The organism is Microvirga sp. VF16 (assembly GCF_016864375.1).
Lineage (GTDB): Bacteria > Pseudomonadota > Alphaproteobacteria > Rhizobiales > Beijerinckiaceae > Microvirga.
In genome coordinates this window covers 5101087-5123432 of the sequence record NZ_CP069354.1, presented here as the reverse complement: position 1 = coordinate 5123432, position 22346 = coordinate 5101087, and the positions used below count along the sequence as shown (strand labels likewise).

Annotated in this window: 18 protein-coding genes; 16 read left to right on the top strand and 2 right to left on the bottom strand. The window is 60.6% G+C overall.

Features of this window, described 5'->3' with window-relative positions; all coding sequences use genetic code 11:
• The first annotated feature begins 35 nt into the window (after positions 1-35).
• The 11 genes from JO965_RS24125 to JO965_RS24075 all read left to right on the top strand — a co-directional run bounded on the left by JO965_RS24125 (position 36) and on the right by JO965_RS24075 (position 11137).
• On the top strand, positions 36-1118 hold the full coding sequence (locus JO965_RS24125) for an aromatic ring-hydroxylating dioxygenase subunit alpha (RefSeq protein ID WP_203441461.1): 1083 nt from the start codon (positions 36-38) through the stop codon (positions 1116-1118).
• A gap of 8 nt (positions 1119-1126) precedes the next feature.
• Positions 1127-2101 carry a PDR/VanB family oxidoreductase gene (locus tag JO965_RS24120; RefSeq protein WP_203441460.1) on the top strand — a complete coding sequence of 325 codons (975 nt, stop codon included), beginning with the start codon at positions 1127-1129 and terminating at the stop codon, positions 2099-2101.
• Positions 2101-2856: a GntR family transcriptional regulator gene (locus tag JO965_RS24115; RefSeq protein ID WP_246776673.1), complete on the top strand. Its 756-nt coding sequence runs from the start codon at positions 2101-2103 to the stop codon at positions 2854-2856. Before JO965_RS24120 ends, JO965_RS24115 begins: the two co-directional genes overlap by 1 nt.
• Positions 2857-2894: 38 nt before the next feature.
• A complete protein-coding gene (locus JO965_RS24110) occupies positions 2895-4058 on the top strand; it encodes an ABC transporter substrate-binding protein (protein ID WP_203441459.1) in 1164 nt (387 codons plus the stop codon).
• 60 nt (positions 4059-4118) lie between these two features.
• Positions 4119-4973: a branched-chain amino acid ABC transporter permease gene (locus JO965_RS24105; RefSeq protein WP_203441458.1), complete on the top strand. Its 855-nt coding sequence runs from the start codon at positions 4119-4121 to the stop codon at positions 4971-4973.
• 19 nt (positions 4974-4992) lie between these two features.
• Positions 4993-6030, top strand: a complete 1038-nt coding sequence (locus JO965_RS24100; RefSeq protein ID WP_203441457.1) for a branched-chain amino acid ABC transporter permease — start codon at positions 4993-4995, stop codon at positions 6028-6030.
• 1 nt (position 6031) lies between these two features.
• The gene (locus JO965_RS24095; protein ID WP_203441456.1) at positions 6032-6784 is read left to right on the top strand and encodes an ABC transporter ATP-binding protein; all 753 of its coding nucleotides are present in this window, start codon (positions 6032-6034) and stop codon (positions 6782-6784) included.
• The gene (locus JO965_RS24090; protein ID WP_203441455.1) at positions 6777-7511 is read left to right on the top strand and encodes an ABC transporter ATP-binding protein; all 735 of its coding nucleotides are present in this window, start codon (positions 6777-6779) and stop codon (positions 7509-7511) included. The genes JO965_RS24095 and JO965_RS24090 overlap by 8 nt, the downstream gene beginning before the upstream one ends.
• A 25-nt stretch (positions 7512-7536) precedes the next feature.
• Positions 7537-8670 (top strand): 5-methyltetrahydropteroyltriglutamate--homocysteine S-methyltransferase, encoded by a 1134-nt coding sequence (locus JO965_RS24085; RefSeq protein WP_203441454.1) that lies wholly within the window; start codon positions 7537-7539, stop codon positions 8668-8670.
• A 63-nt stretch (positions 8671-8733) separates the two neighbouring features.
• Positions 8734-9696 carry a catechol 2,3-dioxygenase gene (locus JO965_RS24080; RefSeq protein ID WP_203444335.1) on the top strand — a complete coding sequence of 321 codons (963 nt, stop codon included), beginning with the start codon at positions 8734-8736 and terminating at the stop codon, positions 9694-9696.
• Between the two features lie 151 nt (positions 9697-9847).
• Positions 9848-11137, top strand: coding sequence for a lytic murein transglycosylase (locus JO965_RS24075; RefSeq protein ID WP_203441453.1), 1290 nt, complete (start codon positions 9848-9850; stop codon positions 11135-11137).
• 314 nt (positions 11138-11451) lie between these two features.
• Here the strand turns inward: JO965_RS24075 and JO965_RS24070 are convergent, their stop codons facing one another.
• Together JO965_RS24070 and JO965_RS24065 are read right to left on the bottom strand one after the other, a co-directional pair.
• On the bottom strand, positions 11452-14049 hold the full coding sequence (locus JO965_RS24070; RefSeq protein ID WP_203441452.1) for a glycosyl hydrolase: 2598 nt from the start codon (positions 14047-14049) through the stop codon (positions 11452-11454).
• A gap of 80 nt (positions 14050-14129) precedes the next feature.
• Positions 14130-14900 (bottom strand): DeoR/GlpR family DNA-binding transcription regulator, encoded by a 771-nt coding sequence (locus JO965_RS24065; protein ID WP_246776672.1) that lies wholly within the window; start codon positions 14898-14900, stop codon positions 14130-14132.
• 307 nt (positions 14901-15207) lie between these two features.
• On the opposite strand from JO965_RS24065, the gene JO965_RS24060 reads away from it, so the two are divergent.
• From JO965_RS24060 to JO965_RS24040, 5 genes are all read left to right on the top strand, one after another.
• The gene (locus tag JO965_RS24060; protein ID WP_203444334.1) at positions 15208-16485 is read left to right on the top strand and encodes an ABC transporter substrate-binding protein; all 1278 of its coding nucleotides are present in this window, start codon (positions 15208-15210) and stop codon (positions 16483-16485) included.
• Between the two features lie 59 nt (positions 16486-16544).
• Positions 16545-17477 carry a carbohydrate ABC transporter permease gene (locus JO965_RS24055; RefSeq protein WP_203441450.1) on the top strand — a complete coding sequence of 311 codons (933 nt, stop codon included), beginning with the start codon at positions 16545-16547 and terminating at the stop codon, positions 17475-17477.
• Entirely contained in the window at positions 17470-18300 is an 831-nt protein-coding gene (locus JO965_RS24050; RefSeq protein WP_203441449.1) for a carbohydrate ABC transporter permease, read from the top strand. The genes JO965_RS24055 and JO965_RS24050 overlap by 8 nt, the downstream gene beginning before the upstream one ends.
• Before the next feature lie 56 nt (positions 18301-18356).
• A complete protein-coding gene (locus JO965_RS24045) occupies positions 18357-19427 on the top strand; it encodes an ABC transporter ATP-binding protein (protein ID WP_203441448.1) in 1071 nt (356 codons plus the stop codon).
• A 128-nt stretch (positions 19428-19555) separates the two neighbouring features.
• On the top strand, positions 19556-22270 hold the full coding sequence (locus JO965_RS24040; protein ID WP_203441447.1) for an alpha-L-rhamnosidase: 2715 nt from the start codon (positions 19556-19558) through the stop codon (positions 22268-22270).
• Positions 22271-22346: the final 76 nt, after the last annotated feature.

The window sequence follows — 22346 nt, the reverse complement described above, 5'->3', positions numbered from 1 at the left end:
TCGTCTGTATACAGTCCGCTTGAGGGAGATAACAGATGACGCACGCCAAAGCCTTTCCTCTCAACGCTTGGTATGCCGCGGCCTGGAGCCATGAGATCAGGCATGAGCTCGCAGCCCGGACCATCTGCAATAAGGACGTCGTTCTCTATCGTCGCACGGATGGCCAGGTCACTGCACTGGAAGATGCTTGCTGGCATCGGCTGCTGCCGCTTTCCATGGGGCGTCTCGAGGGCGACCAGGTGATCTGCGGCTATCACGGGCTCGTCTTCAATTCGGCCGGTCGATGCACCTACATGCCGGCGCAGAAGACCATCAATCCGTCGGCTTGCGTCCGCTCCTATCCTGTCGCCGAGCGTCATCGTCTCGTTTGGCTCTGGCCCGGTGATCCAGCGCTCGCGGATCCGGCGAAAATTCCGGATTTCCATTGGAACGACGGCACTGACTGGGTGGGCGAGGGCGGCACTTTCTACAGCCTGAAATGCGATTACCGTCTCGTCATCGACAATCTCATGGACCTGACGCACGAGACCTACGTTCATGCAGGCAGCATTGGCGATGAGGCGATCACCAGCGCACCCTTCGACGTCACGCACACGGATCGCACCGCGACCGTGACGCGCTGGATGATCAATATCGAGCCGCCGCCTTTCTGGGCCAAGCAGCTCAACAGGCCCGGCGAACATGTGGACCGGTGGCAGATCATCTATTTCCAGGCCCCGTCCACCATCGTCGGCGATGTGGGTGTTGCCGTGACAGGAACCGGCGCTCCTCAAGGCAACCGTTCGCAGGGCGTCAATGGTGCCTTCCTGGCTGCCATCACGCCCGTGACGGACAGGACCTGCCACTATTTCTGGAACTTCGTCAGAACCTTTCGGAAGGACGACGAGCAGCTCACGCGAGACATCAACAAGGCCCACGTCAATGAGGGCAAGGGTGTCTACGATCAGGACCACACGGTACTCGAAGCGCAGCAGATCGCGATCGATAGAAATCCGCGGATGCCTTTCTACAATCTCAACATCGATGCCGGCGCCCTCTGGGCGCGCAAGCTGATCGACGGGATGCTGGACGATGAATACGGCCCGCAGCCCCACGTTCCAAACCAGGCGGCCGAGTAGGTCTGCCGATGGCTGAGCAACTCGACTGGCGGGCCGCGAAGCTGATCCGGACGCGGGATCTTTCTCCCGACACCCGGCTCTTCGAGATCGAACCTTCGGGAGACTTCGTCATCCCGAAGCCCGGCAGTCATATCAACGTGACAGTGCAGATCGGCGAACGGCCGGACGTGCGTTCCTATTCGATCGTCGGTCCCTGCGCGGACGGCATCTACCGGATCGCCGTGAAACTCCTCGGCGATACCCGCGGCGGCTCCGCCTATATGTGGAGCCTGAAACCCGGAGCTCAGCTCACCATCTCGACTCCGGGCAATCACTTCGATCTCGGCCGGGGCCGGCCGGAATATCTCCTGCTCGCCGGGGGCATCGGCATCACGCCGATCTTCACCATGGCTTTGGCTCTCGCTGACATCAATGCCGATTTCCGGGTGCTCTATGCCTGTCGCCGTAGAGAGGATGCCGCTCTTGCCGACGAGTTGCGGGAGCGCATCGGCGGCCGGTTGCAGATGTTCCTCGACGAGGACGGGGACAGGGTGAACCTCGCTTCCGAGATCGCTCGGCTGGCGCCGGGCGGCGAGCTTTATGTCTGTGGTCCCATCGGCATGCTGGAGGCGGCCAAGCGGGCCTGGCAGCAGAGCGGTCGCCCGGTCGAGCAATTGCGGTTCGAGACCTTTGGCAACAGTGGGCGGTTTGCCTCCCAACCCTTCAAGGTCAACATCCCCCGCCTCAATCTCGTGGTCGACGTTCCGCAGAACCAGACCATGCTCGATGCCCTGGAGACTGCCGGCGTCGCCATGATCTCCGACTGCAGGCGCGGCGAGTGCGGGTTGTGCGCGCTGTATATCCTGGAGGTGGACGGCATCGTCGACCACCGCGACGTGTTCTTCAACGACGAGGAAAAGGCGGCCAATGCCAAACTCTGCACCTGCGTCTCGCGGGTCGCAGGCGGCAGCATCACCATCGACACAGCAGACAGGGCGGCTTGATGACCATGGACAAAGCCAGTGACCGCTCGCTCTCGCAGACCGTAAAGGCGCAGCTTGCCCTGCGCGAGCTAGTGCTGCGAGGGGCGTTGAACCCTGGCGAGCGGGTTTCCGAACTGCAGATGGTCGAGCGGCTCGGTGTGTCACGAACCCCGGTTCGCATGGCTCTCGTCCGGCTTGAGGAAGAGGGTTTGCTGGAGGCGATCCCGTCCGGTGGATTTGCCGTGAAGGCTTTTTCCGAGAAGGAAGTCTTCGTCTCCATCGAAATTCGCGGAACTCTCGAGGGCCTGGCCGCGCGCCTTGCCGCCGAGCATGGCGCCAGCCGCTCTGCGCTTCTCACGGCTGCCGAATGTCTCGATGAGATCGATGACGTCATCCGCCGGGACCTGCCTGAGATCGACCTCTCGCAATATGTCGAACTGAATGCCCGGTTCCACGGAATTCTGATCGACATGGCCGACAGTCCGCCTTTGGCGCGTCAGCTCGAACGGGCGAGCGCTCTGCCTTTTGCTTCGGCAAGCGCCTTGGTTCCCGTTCAGTCCCGCTCGCCGGAGCTGCATCATATCCTGACCGTCGCCCAGGATCAGCATCGCTGCGTCCTGACCGCCATCGAACGGCGGGAGGGGAGCCGGGCCGAAGCGATCATGCGGGAGCATGCGCGCATTGCCCACCGCAATCTGGAAAGAGCGCTTACAAACCAGAGGGACATGGACCTTGTGCCGGGTTCTGCGCTCATCAAGCGGCGCATCCGCGCCTAAGTCGAATGGCTAAAAAGCCAAAGAGGGAGTGAGGAAACATGTTGAGACGCACATTCTTAGGTGCCGCGGCCGTGTTGGCCCTGACCGGGGCGGCATCGGCCCAGGAGACGGTGAAGATCGGCCTGATCCTGCCGATGACAGGCCCCTTCGCCTCCACGGGACGCCAGATCGAGGCGGCAGCCAAACTCTACATGCAGCAGAAGGGCGATACGGTCGCCGGCAAGAAGGTCCAGCTCATCGTCAAGGACGACACCGGCACGGCCGATGTCACCAAGCGCTTGGCACAGGAACTCATCGTCAATGACAAGATCGCCGTGCTGGCAGGCTTTGGGTTGACGCCGCTGGCGCTTGCTTCGGCGCCTCTGGCCACGCAGGCGAAAGTACCGGAAGTGGTGATGGCGGCTGCGACCGCAACCATCACCGAGGCTTCTCCCTTCATCGTGCGCACCAGCTTCACCCTGCCGCAGGCGACCGTGCCAATGGCGGAGTGGGCGGCGCAGAACGGGATCAAGAAGGTCGCGACCCTCGTGTCCGATTACGGTCCCGGAATTGACGCTGAGAAAGCCTTCACCGGCGCCTTCACCGCCAAGGGTGGGCAGGTGGAGAACCTGCGGGTGCCGCTCGCCAATCCGGACTTCTCGCCCTTCCTGCAGAAGGTAGCCGATGCCAAGCCGGACGCCTTGTTCGTGTTCGTGCCTTCAGGCGTCGGCGCGCAGTTCATGAAGCAGTTCGTGGAGCGCGGTCTCGACAAGAGCGGTATCAAGCTCATCGGCCCCGGCGACGTGACCGACGATGATATCCTCAACGGCATGGGCGACGTCGCTCTCGGTGCCATCACCACCCAGCATTATTCCGCAGCCCATGACAGCCCCGAGAACAAAGCGTTCGTCGAAGCCTTCAAGAAGGCGAACAACGGCATGCGCCCGAACTTCATGGCGGTCGGCGGCTATGATGGCATGCACCTGATCTACGAGGGCCTGAAGAAGACCAACGGCGCTGGCGGTCAGGCGCTGGTCGACGCGATGAAAGGCATGAGCTGGACCAGCCCACGCGGTCCCGTCTCCATCGACCCGCAGACCCGCGACATCATCCAGAACATCTATGTGCGCAAGGTCGAGCGCAAGGACGGCGAGCTCTACAACGTGGAATTCGCCACCATCCCGAACGTCAAGGACCCGGTGAAAGCCGCCAAGTCAAATTGATGATTATCTGACAAGCGCCGCCATGAGGCGGCGCTTGCCTTGCGTTTCCTGGAGAGAACGGTGCTGACCATCCTCTTTGACGGTATTGCCTATGGCATGCTGTTGTTCGTGCTGGCCTGCGGGCTTGCCGTCACGCTCGGATTGATGAACTTCGTCAACCTGGCTCACGGCGCCTTCGCCATGGCGGGCGGCTATGTGACGGCCGTTCTGATGAACCGCTATGGCGTGCCGTTCCTCCTGACTCTTCCGCTGGCCTTCATCGTGCCGGCTCTCGCGGGGCTCGTGCTCGAGCGGACCCTCTACAAGCGTCTTTACACGCGCAGCCATCTCGATCAGGTCCTGTTCTCGATCGGCTTGGTGTTCATGGCCGTCGCGGCCGTCGACTACACCATGGGATCGCAGCAGCAGATGATCCAGATCCCGACCTGGCTTCAGGGACGCGTCGAGGTTCTCGGCATCCAGGTCGGGCTCTATCGCAGTTTCATCATCGCTATCTGCGGCGTCCTCGTGGTCGCGCTTCAGTTCATCCTGACCAGAACCCGCTTCGGCAGCCGCTTGAGAGCCGCGGTGGACGATCCTCGCGTCGCTCGCGGCCTTGGCATCAATGTCAGCGTGATCTTCGCTGTCACCTTCGCGGTTGGCTCAGGACTCGCGGGACTGGGTGGTGCGCTGGGAGCGGAGATCCTGGGGCTCGATCCCACATTCCCGCTCAAGTTCATGATCTACTTCCTGATCGTCGTCACGGTCGGCGGTACGACGAGCATCACCGGCCCCTTCGTGGCCTCCCTGCTGCTCGGCATCGCCGATGTGGCCGGCAAGTATTACGTGCCGAGCCTGGGCGCCTTCGTCATCTACACGCTCATGATCGTCGTTCTCGTTCTTCGCCCACAGGGCCTGTTCGCCCGTGCGCGCTGAAACGGTAGGAAATAAACCGATGCAGTCCAATACTGCCGATAATGTCAGGGCGGCTCTGAGCCGCAGAGGTCGATGGAGTTGGGGCGAGATCGCCTTCTGGCTTGTGGCGGCCGCGACCCTGTTCTTCCTGCCCGAGCGCCATCTCATTCTGAACGAGATCGCGATCATCGGTCTGTTCGCACTCTCTCTGGACCTGATCCTTGGCTATGCCGGCATCGTATCCCTGGGCCACGCCGCCTTTTTCGGCCTCGGCGCCTATGCGGCCGGCATCCTCGCCAAGAATGGCATGGGGGACCCTCTCGTCGGCTTGGGCGTCGCGGCGATTGCGGCGGCGATCCTCGGATTCGTCACCAGCTTCCTTGTGCTGCGCGGTTCGGATCTGACGAAGCTGATGGTGACGCTGGGTGTCGCGCTCGTCCTCGGTGAGTTGGCCAACCAGATGTCGTGGCTGACCGGAGGCGCGGACGGATTGCAGGGCATCAGCATGGGGCCAATTCTCGGGCTGTTCGAATTCGACATCTTCGGCACGACGGCCTATGCCTATAGCCTCGTGGTGACGTTCCTGCTGTTCGTGCTCGCGCGCCGGATCGTCGTGTCGCCCTATGGCCTGTCGCTGTGCTCGATCCGTGATAATCCCCTCAGGGCTCGTGCCGTGGGCATTCCGGTCAACCGCCGCCTCGTGGCGGTCTATACGCTGGCGGCCGCCTATGCGGGCGTGGCTGGTGGGCTGCTGGCGCAGACGACCCAGTTCGTTTCGCTTGATGTGCTCGCCTTCCACCGCTCGGCCGATGTGATGCTGGTTCTGGTGATCGGGGGCGTCGGCTATCTCTACGGCGGGCTCATCGGCGCCGTCTTCTTCAAGGTGCTGCAGGACGTCCTTTCGGCCTGGACGCCGCAATACTGGCAGTTCTGGATTGGATTGATCCTCGTTCTGCTCGTGTTGGCAGGGCGTGAGCGGTTGACGGATCGGATCAGGGCCCTGTGGCCGCGGTCGAGACGCAGCCTGACGGCGGAAAGCCCGCAACCCTTGCCGACAACGAAAGCCCGGGAGGTTTGAGATGGCGGCCGTTCTCGAAACAAGAGGCCTGATCAAGCGCTTCGGCGGCCTTTTGGCCACGGACAACGTGTCGTTCAAGTTGGAGCAGGGAGCTCGCCATGCCCTGATCGGCCCGAACGGCGCCGGCAAGACCACGTTCATCAACCTCCTCACGGGCGTGCTCACGCCGACCTCCGGGCAGATCCTGCTGGAAGGCGAAGACATCACACGCCTGCGGCCCGAATTGCGGGTCCAGCGCGGCCTCGCCCGCACCTTCCAGATCAATCAGCTCTTTCCGGCCATGACGCCCCTCGAAACCCTGGGCCTCGCCGTGTCGGAGCGCATGGGAGGCGGACGTGACTGGTGGCGCGTGATCGGCAGCAAGCGCGAGATCGTCGACGAGATCATCGAGATCGCCCAGCGCTTCCGCCTCACCGATGTGCTGGACGAACGCACCTCGAACCTCGCCTATGGCAAGCAGCGCCTTCTGGAGATCGCCGTTGCCTTTGCCTGCCGGCCGCGCGTGCTGCTCCTCGATGAGCCGGCCGCAGGTGTGCCGGAGGCCGAGCGGCACGAGTTGCTTGCCACGGTGGCAGCCCTGCCGCGGGATGTTTCTGTCCTCCTGATCGAGCACGATATGGACCTCGTGTTCAGCTTCGCCGACCGGATCTCGGTTCTGGTCAACGGCGCGCTGTTCACCGAAGGCAGTGTCGAGGAGGTCTCGACCGATCCCCGGGTTCGGGCCGTGTATCTCGGGGAGAGCATCGATGAGTGATCTTCTCAAGCTCAGCCAAGTCTCCGCAGGTTACGGCGAAGCGATCGTGATCTCGAAGATCGATCTCTCCCTCAAGCCGGGAGAATCCCTGGCCGTGCTCGGCCGCAACGGCACCGGCAAGACGACCCTGATCAACACGATCATCGGCGTGACCCGCCAACGGGGCGGCTCCATCGTGCTCGATGGTCGGGATGTTACGAAGACCCGCCCCGACAAGCGGGCGCAGGCCGGCATCGGCTGGGTGCCGCAGGAGCGCAACATCTTCAGGTCGCTGACCGTGGAAGAAAACCTCACCGCGGTCGCCCGTCCCGGAGCGTGGAATGTCAACCGGGTATACGAGATGTTCCCGCGGCTCAAGGAGCGCCGCTCCAATCTCGGCAACCAGCTCTCCGGCGGCGAGCAGCAGATGCTGGCCATCGCCCGGGCGCTCGTGCTCAATCCCAAGGTCCTGCTGCTGGATGAGCCGACGGAGGGACTTGCCCCCATCATCATCGAGGAGCTGCTGGCCGCCCTGAAGCGGATCATCCGCGGGGAGGGCATGTCGGCCATCGTGGTGGAGCAGCATGCTCAGAAGATCCTCGGCGTGACCGACAATGCCGTCATCCTCGACCGAGGCACCGTTGTGCACGCCGGTACGAGCCGGTCTCTTATCGAGAACCCGACTGCCCTCGAGCAGCATCTCGGGGTGACCGCCAAGAAAAAGCCGGCGCGTATTGCCACGCGTTAGACCCATTCATCTGGAGGAGAAGCTCATGCAACGCACCAAACCGCCTTTCCGTGCCGACATGGTTGGCAGCCTGCTTCGCACCGCAGCCCTGAAGGAAGCGCGTCATAGGCATCACGACGGTGAGATTTCGGATGAAGCCTTGAAGGAGGTCGAGGATCGCGAGATCCGGGCCTTGATCAAGCGTCAGGAGGAGATCGGCCTGCAGGCTGTGACGGATGGGGAGTTCCGCCGCGCCTTCTGGCATTTCGATTTTCTGGAACACCTCGATGGCGTCACCTCTGTCGAGGCCGATTCAGGCATGCACTTCAAGGGTGGCATCGGCATCACGAAGGCACTGCGGATCACAGGCAAGGTCGACTTCTCCGGCCACCACCCGATGATCGATCATTTCCGCTTCGTGAAGGACAACACGGATCGCGTGGCGAAGATGACGATCCCCGGTCCGAGCATGCTTCACTACCGCGGCGGGCGGAAAATGATGAACATGGGCGTCTATCCCGAGATGGACCAGTTCTATGCCGATGTCGGCAAAGCCTACAACAAGGCGGTGCACGCCTTCTACGATGCCGGATGCCGCTATCTCCAGCTCGACGACATCTCGTTCGCCTATCTCTGCGACCCGGAACAGCGCGAGATGCTGCGTCAGCGCGGTGACGATCCGGAGAAACAGCCGGAGATCTATGCCGGCATGGTGCGCGAGGCCCTCAGGGACAAGCCGGAGGATCTGACGATCACCATGCATCTGTGCCGCGGCAACTTCCGCTCGACTTTCATCGCGTCGGGCGGATACGAGCCGGTGGCGGAGGTGCTGTTCAACAGCATGCCGGTCGACGGCTATTTCATGGAATGGGATACGGACCGCGCCGGGGGATTCGAGCCCCTGCGTTTCCTGCCGAAGGGCAAGTCGGTCGTTCTGGGCCTTGTGACCTCCAAGACCGGCACGCTTGAGAAGAAGGACGACATCAAGCGCCGGATCGATGAGGCTGCCAAGTATGTCGATCTCGACCAGCTCTGCCTCTCGCCGCAATGCGGCTTCGCCTCCACGGAGGAAGGCAACACGCTGGCCGAGGACGAGCAGTGGGCCAAGCTGCGCATGATCGTCGAGATTGCCGAAGAAGTGTGGGGCAGCCCCGGCTCCGGGGCCAAGAAGGCGGCCTGATCGCAGGCGAGGGAACTCTCCCAAGTTCCCTCGCGGCCATTGCTGCGCGCGAAAGACATCATGATGCATGACGAATCGGTGCTCGACCTTGCCCATCTCGGTCACCTTGAACTGCTCACGCCGAAGCCGGAAGAGAGCTTGCGCTTCTTCGTCGATGTGATGGGCATGACGGAGAGCGGTCGGCGGGGCGACTCGGTTTATCTCCGCGGCTGGGACGATTACGAGCATCACACGCTCAAACTCACGGCATCGAAGAAGCCGGGCATGGGCCACATGGCGTTCCGTGCGCGCAGCCAGCAGGCGCTCGAACGTCGTGTCGCGGCCCTGAAAGGATCCGGTTACGATATCGGCTGGACCGATGGCGATCTCGGCCACGGCCCGGCTTTCCTCTGCCGCGATCCGGACGGGCACGTCATCGAGCTCTATTACGAAACCGAGTGGTATCAAGCTCCGCCGGAGCTGAAGCCGGCCTTGAAGAACCAGGCGCAACGTTTTCCGGCACGGGGCGCCAATGTCCGTCGGCTCGATCACTTGAATTGCCTTGCCTCGGATATCCGGTCGAACCGGATCTTCTACGAGACCTATCTCGGATGCCGTTTGACCGAACAGATCGTCCTCAATGACGGCACCGAGGCCGGCATGTGGATGACGCTGACCAACAAGAGTTATGACTTCGCGTTCACCCGCGATCATACCGGCGCAAAAGGCCGCTTCCATCACCTGACCTACGCCCTCGACAGCCGCGAGGATGTCTTGAGGGCAGCCGACATTTTCCTGGAGGCTGGAATCCCCATCGAATCCGGCCCGCATAAGCACGCGGTCCAGCAGACCTTCTTTCTGTATGTTTACGAACCCGGCGGCAACCGGGTCGAGGTGTGCAATGCCGGCGCCCGTCTCATTCTCGCACCGGATTGGAAGCCGATCGTCTGGACGGAGGAAGAGCGCAAGAAGGGGCAGGCCTGGGGCATGAAGACAGTCGAGTCGTTTCACACCTACGGAACGCCTCCGGTCGAGGAGAAAGCGTAAGCAGTATTCGCTCGCAGAGATGTGAGTGCTTTATGCCGAATTCGGAGATTGGTAAGAGGGGGCTGTCCGCTGCTGGCCGATCGTGCTGAAAAATTCTTTTGTTCGGGAGGAAGCACTTCCTCTTAGTCGGTCGTGCGCTAGACTCTCGGCCATGCCGGTGTCGGTCCGCCTTATCCGCTTTTCAGTCGCAGTTCTTGTGGCCCTTCTCGCGTGTGCCATTGCGAAGCCAGGAATTTCGTCAGCACAAGGACAACGGTCGGGCACACATCTTGCCACCGAGGCACAGTTCCAAGACTGGCTCAGGCAGACCGTCTGGCCCGATGCGCACAAACAGGGTGTCTCCCGGGAAACTTTCGAGCGGAACCTGTCGGCGATGAGGCTCGACTGGGATCTCCCAGAGCTTCAGCCGCCCGGCCGGACGGCTCCGTCCGATGATCAACGTCAAGCAGAGTTTCAGCATCCCGGCCGCTATTTCGCCGAGGCTCAGCTCGCATCTCTCGCGAAGCGTGGCGGCGAACTCCTCAGGCAGTGGAACGCTGTGCTCGACGACATCGAGCGACGATACGGCGTGCCACGGGAGATCGTCGTCGCAATCTGGGGAAGGGAGTCGCATTTCGGCCGTGTCGCGGCGCGGCACCAGGCACTGCGGGTTCTGGCCACGCAGGCTTTCATGGGACGCCGGCGTGCACTGTATTATCCGGAGCTCCTGGCCGCTCTGGTGATCCTCGAGGAGGATCATTTTTCCGGCGAGACCCTGCTGTCGTCCTGGGCCGGAGCCATGGGACAGCCGCAGCTCCTTCCTTCGAAGTTCCTGCGCTATGCCGTTGACGCTGATGCGGACGGACGGAGGGATGTTTGGCACTCGGTGCCGGACAGTCTCGCGTCCATCGCGAACTATCTGCGCGAGCATGGCTGGAAACCGGATTCGCGCTGGGGCTTGGAGGTGAGCCTGCCGCAGGCCGTCTCCTGTACGCTCGAAGGGCCACGACGGGGCAGATCCGTGCAGGAATGGCTGCGGCTCGGCCTGACACCTTCCAGCGGCGACGCCTGGCCCGCGTGGAATGGCAATACAACTGCTTTCCTGGTGATGCCCGCAGGCCGCCTGGGACCATCCTTTCTGGTCTCCGAGAATTTCTACGTCCTCAAGCAGTACAACGAGTCCGATCTGTACGCGCTCTTCATCGGCCATCTCGCCGATCGCATGAGCGGTGCCTCGGCTTTCGCCGGGCAGTGGCGGCCGACAGATGCCATGAAACGCAGCGATCTCCAGGCCATGCAGGAGCGCCTGAAGGGGCACGGTTATGATGTCGGAAAGGTCGATGGCCTGGTTGGCTTTGCAACGCGCACAGCAATCGGGCAATGGCAGGCCAAAAGCCGCCTGGATCAGACCTGTTTCCCCGAAACCGCTCTTATTCAGGCAATCCGCGGAGCCAACCCGTGAGCGGACGCGATGCAGCGCTTGCAGGCCGAGTTGCTCGACCATTGTAATCGGCACCTTGAAACGCATTATGGGCGGCCCGAAGTCGAAGTTCAGTGGGGAGCGGGCATGACATTCTCATACGTGCAGGTTCTCTTCCGCCAACTCGGGGGGAGGCCAAGCAATGCCCTATCCCGCGAAGCGTGTGATCCTCGCTAATCTCTAGGCGGTGTTCCCAATTGCAATAGTAGCTTACGCGAGCAATGTGAGGGGAGGATGGGCTCACCAGTCCATCCTGCGAAGATCAATTTTCGTCCTTGAGTGCCGATCGAGGCCTTTCAGCGCTCCAAGACAATCCGCGGTACCGAGAGAATACCGGAGGGGAGGGGGCTAATGCTGTCCATGTCCTGGATGCGAGCTCGCTGGCCGTAACGCTCAGTCAAAGCCGCCACATCGGGCAATCGTCCGCCTTCGGAAAGCAGATTGATCGCCGTGTTGTAAACTTCGACAACGATCTCGTTGCTTCCCTCAACCCACGCGTTCGTCACATCGATTCGGAACGGGGGAGCCCACAAGGAGCCGATACGCTTGCCGTTGACGTAGATTGTTGCCGCATCCCGTATGGGCGTCGAGACAAGGGCGGCGTAGGATTTGCCTCGCAGCGGAGCGCCACCCACCATCTCCCTTTCAGAGGGAGCGACATCTCCAAAATCGAGAACGATGCGATCGCCCGCGGCGCGAGCTTGGCTCCAGTCCACGATGGTGCGGTATCTGACCGGGCCGGAATAGTGCCGCATATCGCTGTCACCGGCCCAGGAATGCGGGAGAACGGTCGACCGCTCGCGGGTTCCCACCGCATCAAGCTTCCATTCATTGCGGATCTCCGCCGATCGCTGAATGGAACGGCGAGGTTTCGCCGCATTGGAGCTCTTTTCCTTGCGCAGAACGACGAGGGTGGATCCATAGGGCTCAAGCTGAAGCGCCGCCGAGTTTCCGGGAACCTGGGATATCTCGCCGCTCATCGGATCCCAGATCTCGATATGGCGGAAGGCTGACGCAAAGCGGGCCTTTGTCTCAACCGGATTGTTGCCCGTGTTCGCGACAAAATAGATGTCGGCATCGGCGAGTTGCCGCCGCACGAATCCCACAGTTGGGGATGCCTCGCTTAAGGCGAGGCTCGGCGGAACTTGCCAAGCAAGACGTGCGGCCAACTCAGACACATCGACGACGTCAAGATCCGGCCAATTTCCTTCCGGCACGCGCGACACGGCAATGATCTCGCCGCCATTCGCGGCGAATTCTTTAAGCCAGGCTTTCGTCGCCTCTGGCATGAACCGCACATGCGGAAGGATCACGCAAGAATACTGCTTTGCCGTAGCCTCAGTGAGTGTTCCGTCGTCGAATAGGTCGAAGTCGTGGCCGGCCTGACCGATGGCTTCGAAAACCCCAGGGCCGATATAGTTCTGGATTTGCCTCCAGAGATTCAGGTAGGCCCGCTCGCCCGGCTTAAACGCTCCCCAGGCGTCTTCCGACGGAGCATAAAGAGCGACCTCCGCGCGAGGCTTTCCCTGACGAAGAACATAGCTCACCCTGTGGAGATAGGCGGCGAGGTCCGGCATGACGGGCCACCAGGGATTCTTATTCGACAGCGCCGCAGCAGCATACAATGCCCAGCCTGGCTCGCCTGCGTGTGACGGAGAATAGGGCCAGCCATGCCCAATGAGCTGATTGATGCCCAAAAGGAAGTGTTGATCGGCCTCGCCCTTCAGATCAAGGGGCGTCGCACGGAACGACGGAGAATGCGCCCATGTCCATGTCTCCGATGATGTCACGGGAACATTGAGCAGATGCGCGGCCGATGAAGCCCATTTGGTCTCAGGCAGGCCTGGCCAGCCCCAGCTTTCACCTTCGATCAAATGAAGGTGCTTATGACTCGCGAGCGTTGTCGGCGGCATACCGTAATTCTGCATGCGGAACAGCACCCGCCGCTTTTCCGCCCATTCGCGCATGGGAACGAGGAAGTTTTCCTCGTACAGCTCCGAGATCGTGCGACCGAAATCCCGTCGGATTTCCGTGTAGCGATCGCCTGCTTCGAATTCGATGAAGGGCAGGAAAGGTTTGATATCGTAACCTCGCCGCTTCTTGAATTCGGCGAGCATGTTCTCCGTCCAGTTCGCCTCATAAACCTCCAGGCTGTCGCAGAAAATGGCATGGATGCTGCCCGGTTCGGCGGCGTCCAGGATCTTGTCTCCGATCTCCTCCAGATGCCTCTCGACCGCGGCTCGGTTCATGTGGTCGAGGACATAGCCTTCCGCCCCGACGGCTGCGCGTTTGACCGCCTGACCGGTCTTGCTCGAGAAGTAGAATGCGATGATCCGAGGGCCGTCGCCGGCCGGGATCGGAATGGGACCATCCCCGGAAATATCGAGCACATCATAGAAGTGCGGCATCTCCTGCTTCGAGCCGCGGCCGATTAGGGCCGCAACCAGTTCTTCATTGTCGTAGGGCATGGGTCGGCTGATGGCATTCTGCCGTCCGATGATCTCCCGGATGTCGGATCGCAGCCGCGCCGCCGCCAGCTCCGGCGTGATGTGGGGCCCGCCATAGGACCAGCCGCTGCCGATCGTGACATCCATGCGAAGACCGAGTTCCAGGGCCATGCGGGATACGAAGCGGATGCGGTCGAGAAACGTGCCTGACATATAGGGGTAGTTGCGGATCCCGCGTTCCGGCTGATCCAGCGTTAGTGGATAGAGCACCGCCACTTCAAAACCGCCGATGCCGGCCGCTTTCATGGCCCTCATCTCGGCAAGAAGCTGAGCCTCCTCGACGGCGGGGCCGAACCACCACCAGCGCATCATGATGCGGCTGTCATCTGGCGGGGATGCGAACGCGCGCTCGACTTCTGAAATCGTGCTGATGGAGGTCGCGGGCATCGGTAGCTCCTCGTCAATGCTTGAATGGGGCAGATGTTGTCTGGGGGGAGACAGAGTCGCACTGAGGCGCAGCCGGTCGCTCAGGCGACCTCGCTGAAATCCTTATCGGCCTTCGGATCAGCCTCCGCCAGGACGACCTCGACGCCGGCCTCGCGGAACGGTTCCAGCATCGCCTCCGTGGCGCCACTGTCAGTGACCAGGGTGGAGATCTTTTCCAGCGGAGCAACAATGATCGCTGATTGTCGGCGAAGCTTGCTGCTGTCTGCGAGAACGACAATTCGCTCTGCCTGGCGCAAAAGCTTCCGCGTTGCATGAACGATCAACGGATCCGCTTCCATCAAGCCCACGCGGCTGATGCCGAAAGCTCCGGTGAACAGCTTCGATGCCCAGAAATGCTGCACTGCATCATCCTCGAAGGGGCTGAGAATGATGTTCTGCTCAGGGTAGAGTGTGCCGCCAGGGAGCGTGATGCGCGCCCGCCCTTTAGGGAAGAGGAGTGATGCGATCGGGAAGGAGTTGGTGAGAACATCGATCTCCATATCGCGAATATGTTCGGCGAGGCGCATGGTGGTCGTTCCACCATTGATGATGATTGCCTCGCCGGGCTCAACCAGGGCCGCGGCCGCTTTGGCGATTGCGCGTTTTTGAGGGATATTGACGCTTTCGGCCAGATTGAAGGGAACGCCGGCCAAGTAAGTGCTGTGCCTTGGGTGCAAGGCTTCGACGCCTCCACGCACCCGACGCAGCTGTCCAGCTTCTGCCAAGGATTGGATATCGCGGCGGATCGTTGCCTCGGAAACGTCGAGAAGATCCATGAGGTCGGACACGCTAACGACCGAACGCTCATTCACGCGCTTTAATATCATTCGCTGCCGCTCAACTTCGAGCATGATCCCTCCCGAAGGCTCATCGAAGCCGCTTTTTCTTTAATCCTTGGACTGAGGCGGATACTTGTCAAGCCCGGTATGGACACTAAAGATTGTTCTTGACGGATTTAGATTATTATTGAAGCATTTTGGCATATGAACCTCACAGCTGTTGAGCAGCGCTTTTAAGCGAAGCGGCTGGATCTGAGTGATTGAAGACGGCGCAGATCGTCGGACCGTACCAGACAATAATCGGAACGTGCCTGCAGGCACTTTCATAGGGAGGAACGTAATGAGCACATCCAAGATTGGTGCGCGGAATCTGTCGCGTCGTGGCTTTCTCAAATCGGCCGCTGCTGGTGCCGGCGCTCTCGGGATAAGTTCGCTTGGTTCGGCCGGATGGGCGCAGAGCGGCTCGCTGCGCGTCTATGCCAATAGCTCATATCGCAACGGCTACCAGCCTGCAGTGCAGCGCTTCATGCAGCAATTCCCGGATCTGAATGTTCGAGCCGAGTTCGCTGCCACGGATCAGATCCAGACAACGACGCGCGTGCAGCTGACGTCGCGAACAGCTCCGGACATCATCACCGTATGGCCCGGCAACGGTAACCCGTTGGCCGTGCAGCAGATTGCGCCGGCCGGCTTTCTGCAGGACCTGAGCGGTCAGCCTTTCACCAAATCGGTGCCCAAGGCGTTCCACGATGTTTATCTGTCAGGCGGGAAACCCTACTTCTTCGCGCCTTTCATCAGCATGATCGGAGCATTCGCGAATCTGCGGGTCATGAATGAGCTCAAACTCTCGCAGCCGAAGACGTGGAGCGAGTTTCTCGATCTGTGCCAAAAGATCAAAGATGCCGGCAAGGTGCCGATTGCGCTCGGCAACGGCACGCCTTGGGTTACCCAGCTGATCAACTACGCCCTGGTTCCTACCACGGTCTACAAGAAGAATCCTCGCTTTGCCGAAGATATGCTTGAGGGCAAAGCAACCTTCGCAACCTCGGACGGGTGGCGCGAGGCGATGACGAAGTACCTGGAACTGAACCGGCGCGGGTTCTTCAATCCCAATCCCAATGGAACGTCCTATGACGAGGCGCTCCAGATGGTCGCTTCGGGCAAGGCGGCAATGTCGATCCTGACGAGCCCGAGTGCGCTTGCTCTCCTCAATTTCGCTGGCCATCGTGACTTCGAGGTCTGGCCGATTCCCGGAAACGACAGTCCCGATGAAACCCAGATCCCGATGAGCCTCGCCAACGGCCTCGGAGTCAACGCTGCGACGCGCAACAAGGAGGCCGCGCTGGCCTTCCTGAACTTCCTGTCCCAGCCGAAGGAAATGCAGGAGCTCGGCCGCGTGCTGGAAACTCCTGTCCTGGCGGAGGGAGTCGAGCCGAGCCCGATCTTCGCGAAAATGATGCCATACGTGGGCGACAAGGGTGTCCTGTTCATGGACAACAAGTGGCCGAACGCGCGGGTGCAGCAGACGCATTTCAGCGGCGTGCAAGAAATGCTGAATGGATCGGCAACACCTGAGGATGTGCTGCGTCGGATGGATCAGGCCTTCCAGGCCCGCTGACGGCACCGAGCTCTAGGGACGATTCCTAGAGCTCCACCTACTTTCAGAAAGGTGGCTTCATGAGCGTTAACACGGTCAACATGACTCAACCCATGGCCTCCGAGAAAAGGCGTCCCTTGCGGTTCGATGCCGGGGTCAGCTGGTGGTTCATCCTGCCGGCACTAGTCGTCTACAGCTATGTTCTCGTGTACCCCATGCTCTCCGGCGCGGGATATGCCTTCACCAACTGGAATGGTCTCGATCCGTCTTACGACTTTGTCGGACTTGCCAACTTCAAGCGGATTTTCAGCGATCCACAGGCCATCTCGGCGATTTCCATGACTCTCGTCATGGCATTCGCACTCGTTCTCTCAAAGGTGATCATCGGCCTTTTGCTGGCCCTTGCCTTGGACACCCAGATCAAGAGCCGAAACATCCTCCGGCTGATCTTCTTCATGCCGGTCGTGCTCACGCCGGTGATCATGTCATTCTCGTGGAAATACATCTTCTCCACGAGCGGAGCGCTCAATCAGGTGCTGCAGGCCATTGGGCTCGGAAACTGGACGCAGCAATGGTTGGGGGATCCTCACCTTGCGCTCTTCTGCGTCATCTTCGTGACCGGGTGGGGCTCCATCGGACTTGCGATGGTGATATTTCTTGCCGGGCTCCAGAACGTTCCCAAAGAACTGGTCGAAGCTGCCAAGATTGACGGAGCAGGAGGAGTGCAGCGTTTGGTCTTCATCATCCTGCCGTTGCTCGCTCCCGCCATGACGATCAACGTCGTGATTGCGCTGATCCAGGGCCTGAAGTTCTTCGACCAGATTTACGTGCTCACTGGCGGCGGCCCCGGATACGCGACGGAGACATTGTCGACGATCATCTACAAGACGAGCTTCCAGTTTGGAGAATACGGGTACGGTTCCGCGACCGCCCTGGTTTTCTCGGTCCTCGTCGCCGCACTCGTCTACACCGCGACCCATTTCCTGAAGAAGCGGGAGATCTCCCATGGATAGCAGGCGATACACTCTCGGCACGCTTCTGCTCGAATTCGGAATGATCGGTCTTGCGGCAATCTTCGCATTCCCGATCTACATCATCATCGTTCTCGCCTTCAAATCTCAGAGCGAGTGGCGGGAGGCGCCTCTCTCGCCCCCTGGCGAGCCGTATCTCGGAAATTTTGCGGCTGCGTGGAACGATGCATATCTTGGCAGCGCGCTGTTCTCCAGCCTGACCGTCGTGGTATGCAGCCTGCTAATTCTCGTCGCAATCGGCTCGGTCGCCGCTTACTTTATCGCCCGCTGCACGCCGCGGCTTGGATACGGCCTCTATATCTTTTTCCTTGCTGGCATGATCCTGCCATTCCAGTTGGCGCTGATTCCACTTTATCAGCAGATGCGTGACATCGGACTTCTGGGGTCACCATTTTCGCTCGTGCTCTTCTACTCGGGTGTGCAGCTTCCCTTCACGATCTTCCTCTATGCCGGCTTCATTCGAACGATCCCACTGGCCTACGAGGAATCCGCAACGATAGACGGCGCAAGTCAGCTCACGACCTTCGTCTATATCATTCTTCCCTTGCTGCGGCCCATTACCGGTACGGTTCTCATCCTGAATGGCGTTCACATATGGAACGACTTCATGACGCCTCTTCTCTATCTCAGCGGGTCTGACTGGGCGACCGTTCCTGTGGCGATTTACTCCTTCGTCGATCAGTATGTCACGCAATGGGGGATCGTCTTCGCGGCGCTGCTGGTCGGCATTGCACCTGTGCTCGCGATCTTTCTGCTTCTGCAGCGGACCATGATCCGAGGCTTTGCAAGCGGCGTCAAAGGCTAGGAATGCATTAGGGCTTCCAGGGACACCTGCATCAAAACTATTCTTGGAGAAGAAACATGGCTTCAGTGTCGATTGAAGGCGTCCGGAAGAGCTACGGACCGGTTGAGATCCTCCATGGCGTGTCCATTGACATTGCGGATGGTGAATTCGTCGTTCTGGTTGGGCCCTCCGGCTGTGGAAAGTCGACACTTCTGCGCATGATCGCGGGCCTGGAGGGCATATCGGGTGGCCGGATCAGGATTGGCTCACGGGTTGTCAACGACGTTCCGCCCAAGGAGCGCGACATCGCCATGGTGTTCCAGAACTATGCGCTCTATCCGCATATGACGGTGGCCGACAACATGGCCTTCTCGCTCAAGCTGAAGCGGGCGCCCAAGACCGAGATCAAGGCCCGGGTCGACCGCGCCGCCGAAATCCTCGGCCTCGGCAAGCTGCTCGACCGCTATCCGCGCCAGCTCTCCGGCGGCCAGCGCCAGCGCGTGGCCATGGGCCGTGCCATCGTGCGCGATCCGCAGGTCTTCCTCTTCGACGAGCCGCTCTCCAACCTCGACGCCAAGCTGCGCGTCGCCATGCGGACCGAGATCAAGGAACTGCATCAGCGGCTGCGCACAACGATGGTGTATGTGACCCATGACCAGATCGAAGCCATGACCATGGCCGACAAGATCGTGGTGATGCATGACGGCGTGGTCGAGCAGGTCGGCGCACCGCTCGAACTCTATGACAGTCCGGCCAATCTGTTCGTTGCCGGCTTCATCGGCTCCCCGGCCATGAACATCATCAAGGGAGATCTCCGGACCCAGGGCGCTGCCGCGGTGGTTCGGACCCCAAGTGGCTTGGGCCTCCCGCTGACATCTGCTCCGATCGCGTCGGATGGGCGTCCTGTCACTATCGGCGTTCGACCCGAGCACATCCACCTCGATGGGGGCGGGATGCCGGCGCGGGTGATGGTTGTCGAACCGACAGGTTCTGAAACCCAGGTCATGCTGAACATCGAAGGGACCGAACTGGTCGCGGTCTTCCGTGAACGCATTACCGCGCGTCCAGGCGAAACGATCCGGATCAAACCGGATCCGGCCTTGATCCACGTGTTCGACGCCGAGTCCGGACGCCGCTTGGCCGCTTAACACGTCCTTCCACGTACCTTGTACAGCAGGCGTTCTTCGGACGCCGGCCTGCGGGTGCTCATCGTTTTGTCAGATGGGAGATAACAGTCGTGACATGTCTGCAAGCTGTGGATCTCAAATGCGAACATATGGAGCAGCCAAGAGGGCTCAACAGCCGGCAGCCGCGCTTCACCTGGGCGGTGAAAGGGGACGGCCACAACCGACGTCAAACGGCCTATCGGATCGTCGTCGGAACCGATGCCGATGCAGTCGGGCAAGGTGACGGAGATCTCTGGGATACAGGCAAGATCGCATCTTCCGACAGCATCCTCATCCCCTATGCCGGCCGTCGCCTCGTTTCCGATCGACGTATCTACTGGGCCGTGGAAGTATGGGACGAAGCTGATGTGCAGTCATATCTGTCCCTCGCGTCGGATTTCTGGACCGGCCTGCTGGATCAGTCGGATTGGCGGGCTGCTTGGATCGCGCGCTACTTCGTTCCGCCGGAAGGATATGAGCCGCCTGCCGATACAGTCTATGACAATCCTTGGCGAGCACGTCCGGCAGATTATATGCGCTCGGAGTTCTCAGTGCAGCGCCCCATCAGGCGAGCAACGCTCTATGCGTCGGCGCTCGGCGTCTATGAGGCCTACATCAATGGCGAGCGCGTCGGCGATGAGGTCTTGGCGCCCGGCTGGACGGACTATCACACCCGTGTCGAGTATCAGCTCTACGATGTGACGGACTTGCTTCGTTCGGGCGCGAATGCCATTGCAGCGGTCGTTGGCGAAGGCTGGTACTGCGGTCGCATTGGCATGTCGCCGAAGAAGGCTGGCGCTCATTATGGCGGGCGGCCGGTTTTTATCGCCCAGCTCCACCTCGAGTATGACGACGGAAGCTTCGCGACAATTGTCACGGACGAAACCTGGAAAACCAGCAACGAGGCCATCGTCTATTCGGATCTGCTGATTGGCGAAAAGTACGATGCGCGTCTGGAGCAGCCCGGATGGAGTCTTTCAGGCTTTGACGACAGTAAGTGGCAGAAGGTCGAGAAGTGGGATCCGATCCCACGTGCGCCGAAGCTCGACGCATCGCGGGTGCAGCCGATCCGAAAGACGCTCGAACTGCCAGTACAGTATGTCGGCACCCGCGCCTCCGGAGAAATGATCTTCGATCTCGGGCAAAACGTCGCTGGCCATCTGCGCTTGAGCATCCAGGCGCCCCGCGGCAGCACGTTCGTTCTGCGTCACGCCGAGATGCTGACACCCGAAGGAGATCTCTATACGACCAACCTTCGTGATGCCCCGCAAACCGATGTCTATATCGCCAAGGGGCAGGGGAAGGAGGTCTTCGAGCCCCGCTTCACCTATCACGGCTTCCAGTATGTCGGCATCACGGCTCCCGAGGGTGTCCGGCCGGACGATCTGGAGTTGACTGGCATCGCGGTCCATTCCGACACACCTCTGACGGGATCCTTCGAGTGCGGCCAGCCCATGGTGAACAAGCTGTTCTCCAACATTCTTTGGAGTCAGCGCGACAACTTCATCTCGGTTCCCACGGACTGTCCTCAGCGGAATGAGCGGCTCGGGTGGCTGGCGGATGCGCAGATCTTTCTGCGCACAGCCGGCTTCAATATGGATGTGGCCGCTTTCTTTACCAAATGGATGGTCGACGTCGAGGATACGGAGACGGACGGCGGCTTTGCGGATATCGCCCCCTCAAAGGCCGCCTATGCCTTCATCACCGAACCTCCGAGGGGCGCACCGGCATGGGGCGATGCCGCCGTTATCATGCCGTGGCTGATCTATCTTCGATACGGAGATAAGGAGATCCTCGAGCGCCACTACCCGGCGCTTGTGCGCTGGATGGATCTCATCGAGCGGCACAACCCCGACTTCATTCGCAATAATTACGTGAACCGTGACTATGGCGATTGGCTCAACATCGGCCCCGCCACGCCGCGCCCCGTCGTCAATACCGCCTATTGGGGGCATCTGGCGGATCTGATGTCCCGGATCGCCCATGTGCTCGGACGCAGAACGGACGAAGCGCGGTTCCGGTCGGTTTTCCGCGCCATTCAGGAGGCCTTCCAGGACAAGTTCATAGATGCCGATGGCCGTATTACCGGCGATACACAAACCGCCTATCTGCTGGCACTGTATTTCGGCCTCCTCGAAGGACAGCGTAAGCAACGGGCAGTGCAGCACCTGATCCGTACGATCGATGAGGCAGACGGTCACCTGCAGACCGGGTTCCTCGGCGTAAAACACCTGTGTCCGGTACTGAGCGACAGTGGTGCGCACGACAGAGCCTATGCGCTTCTTCTCAAGGATACATACCCGTCGTGGGGTTTCTCGATACGTCATGGCGCAACCACCATCTGGGAACGCTGGGACGGCTGGACGCCGGAGCGGGGGTTCCAGAGTCCGAACATGAACTCCTTCAACCACTATGCATACGGCGCTGTCGGGGAATGGATGTTCTCACGAGTCGGCGGCATTGACTACGACGAAACTGCACCGGGCTTCCGGCGAGTTCGCATGCGCCCCGTGTTCAATCGGACGCTTGGCTGGTGTCACGCCGAATACCGCAGTCAGATCGGCCCGGTCATCAGCCACTGGGTCTATGAAGGCGACCAAGTCAAATGGAATATCTCGGTTCCCGCGAACTGCTCGGCTTTGATCACGTTGCCGAGGGGGATGAGACTGATCGCGCTCAATTCGGCCGCGACGAAAGAGGCAATTTCGCCTGTATACGGTGGCGGGGGTCTCGAGGACGATCGCCTGGAGTTGGGATCAGGTGAGTATGTGATTGTTGTGAGAGAAACCATGTCTTTCGATGATCATTCAAGAGGGCTCCTATAGATGCACCGGAAGATAATGTCGGTCGTCCACGAGAGTTTCTCGCGACACGTAACCATCCCCGACGACCAGTAGAGTA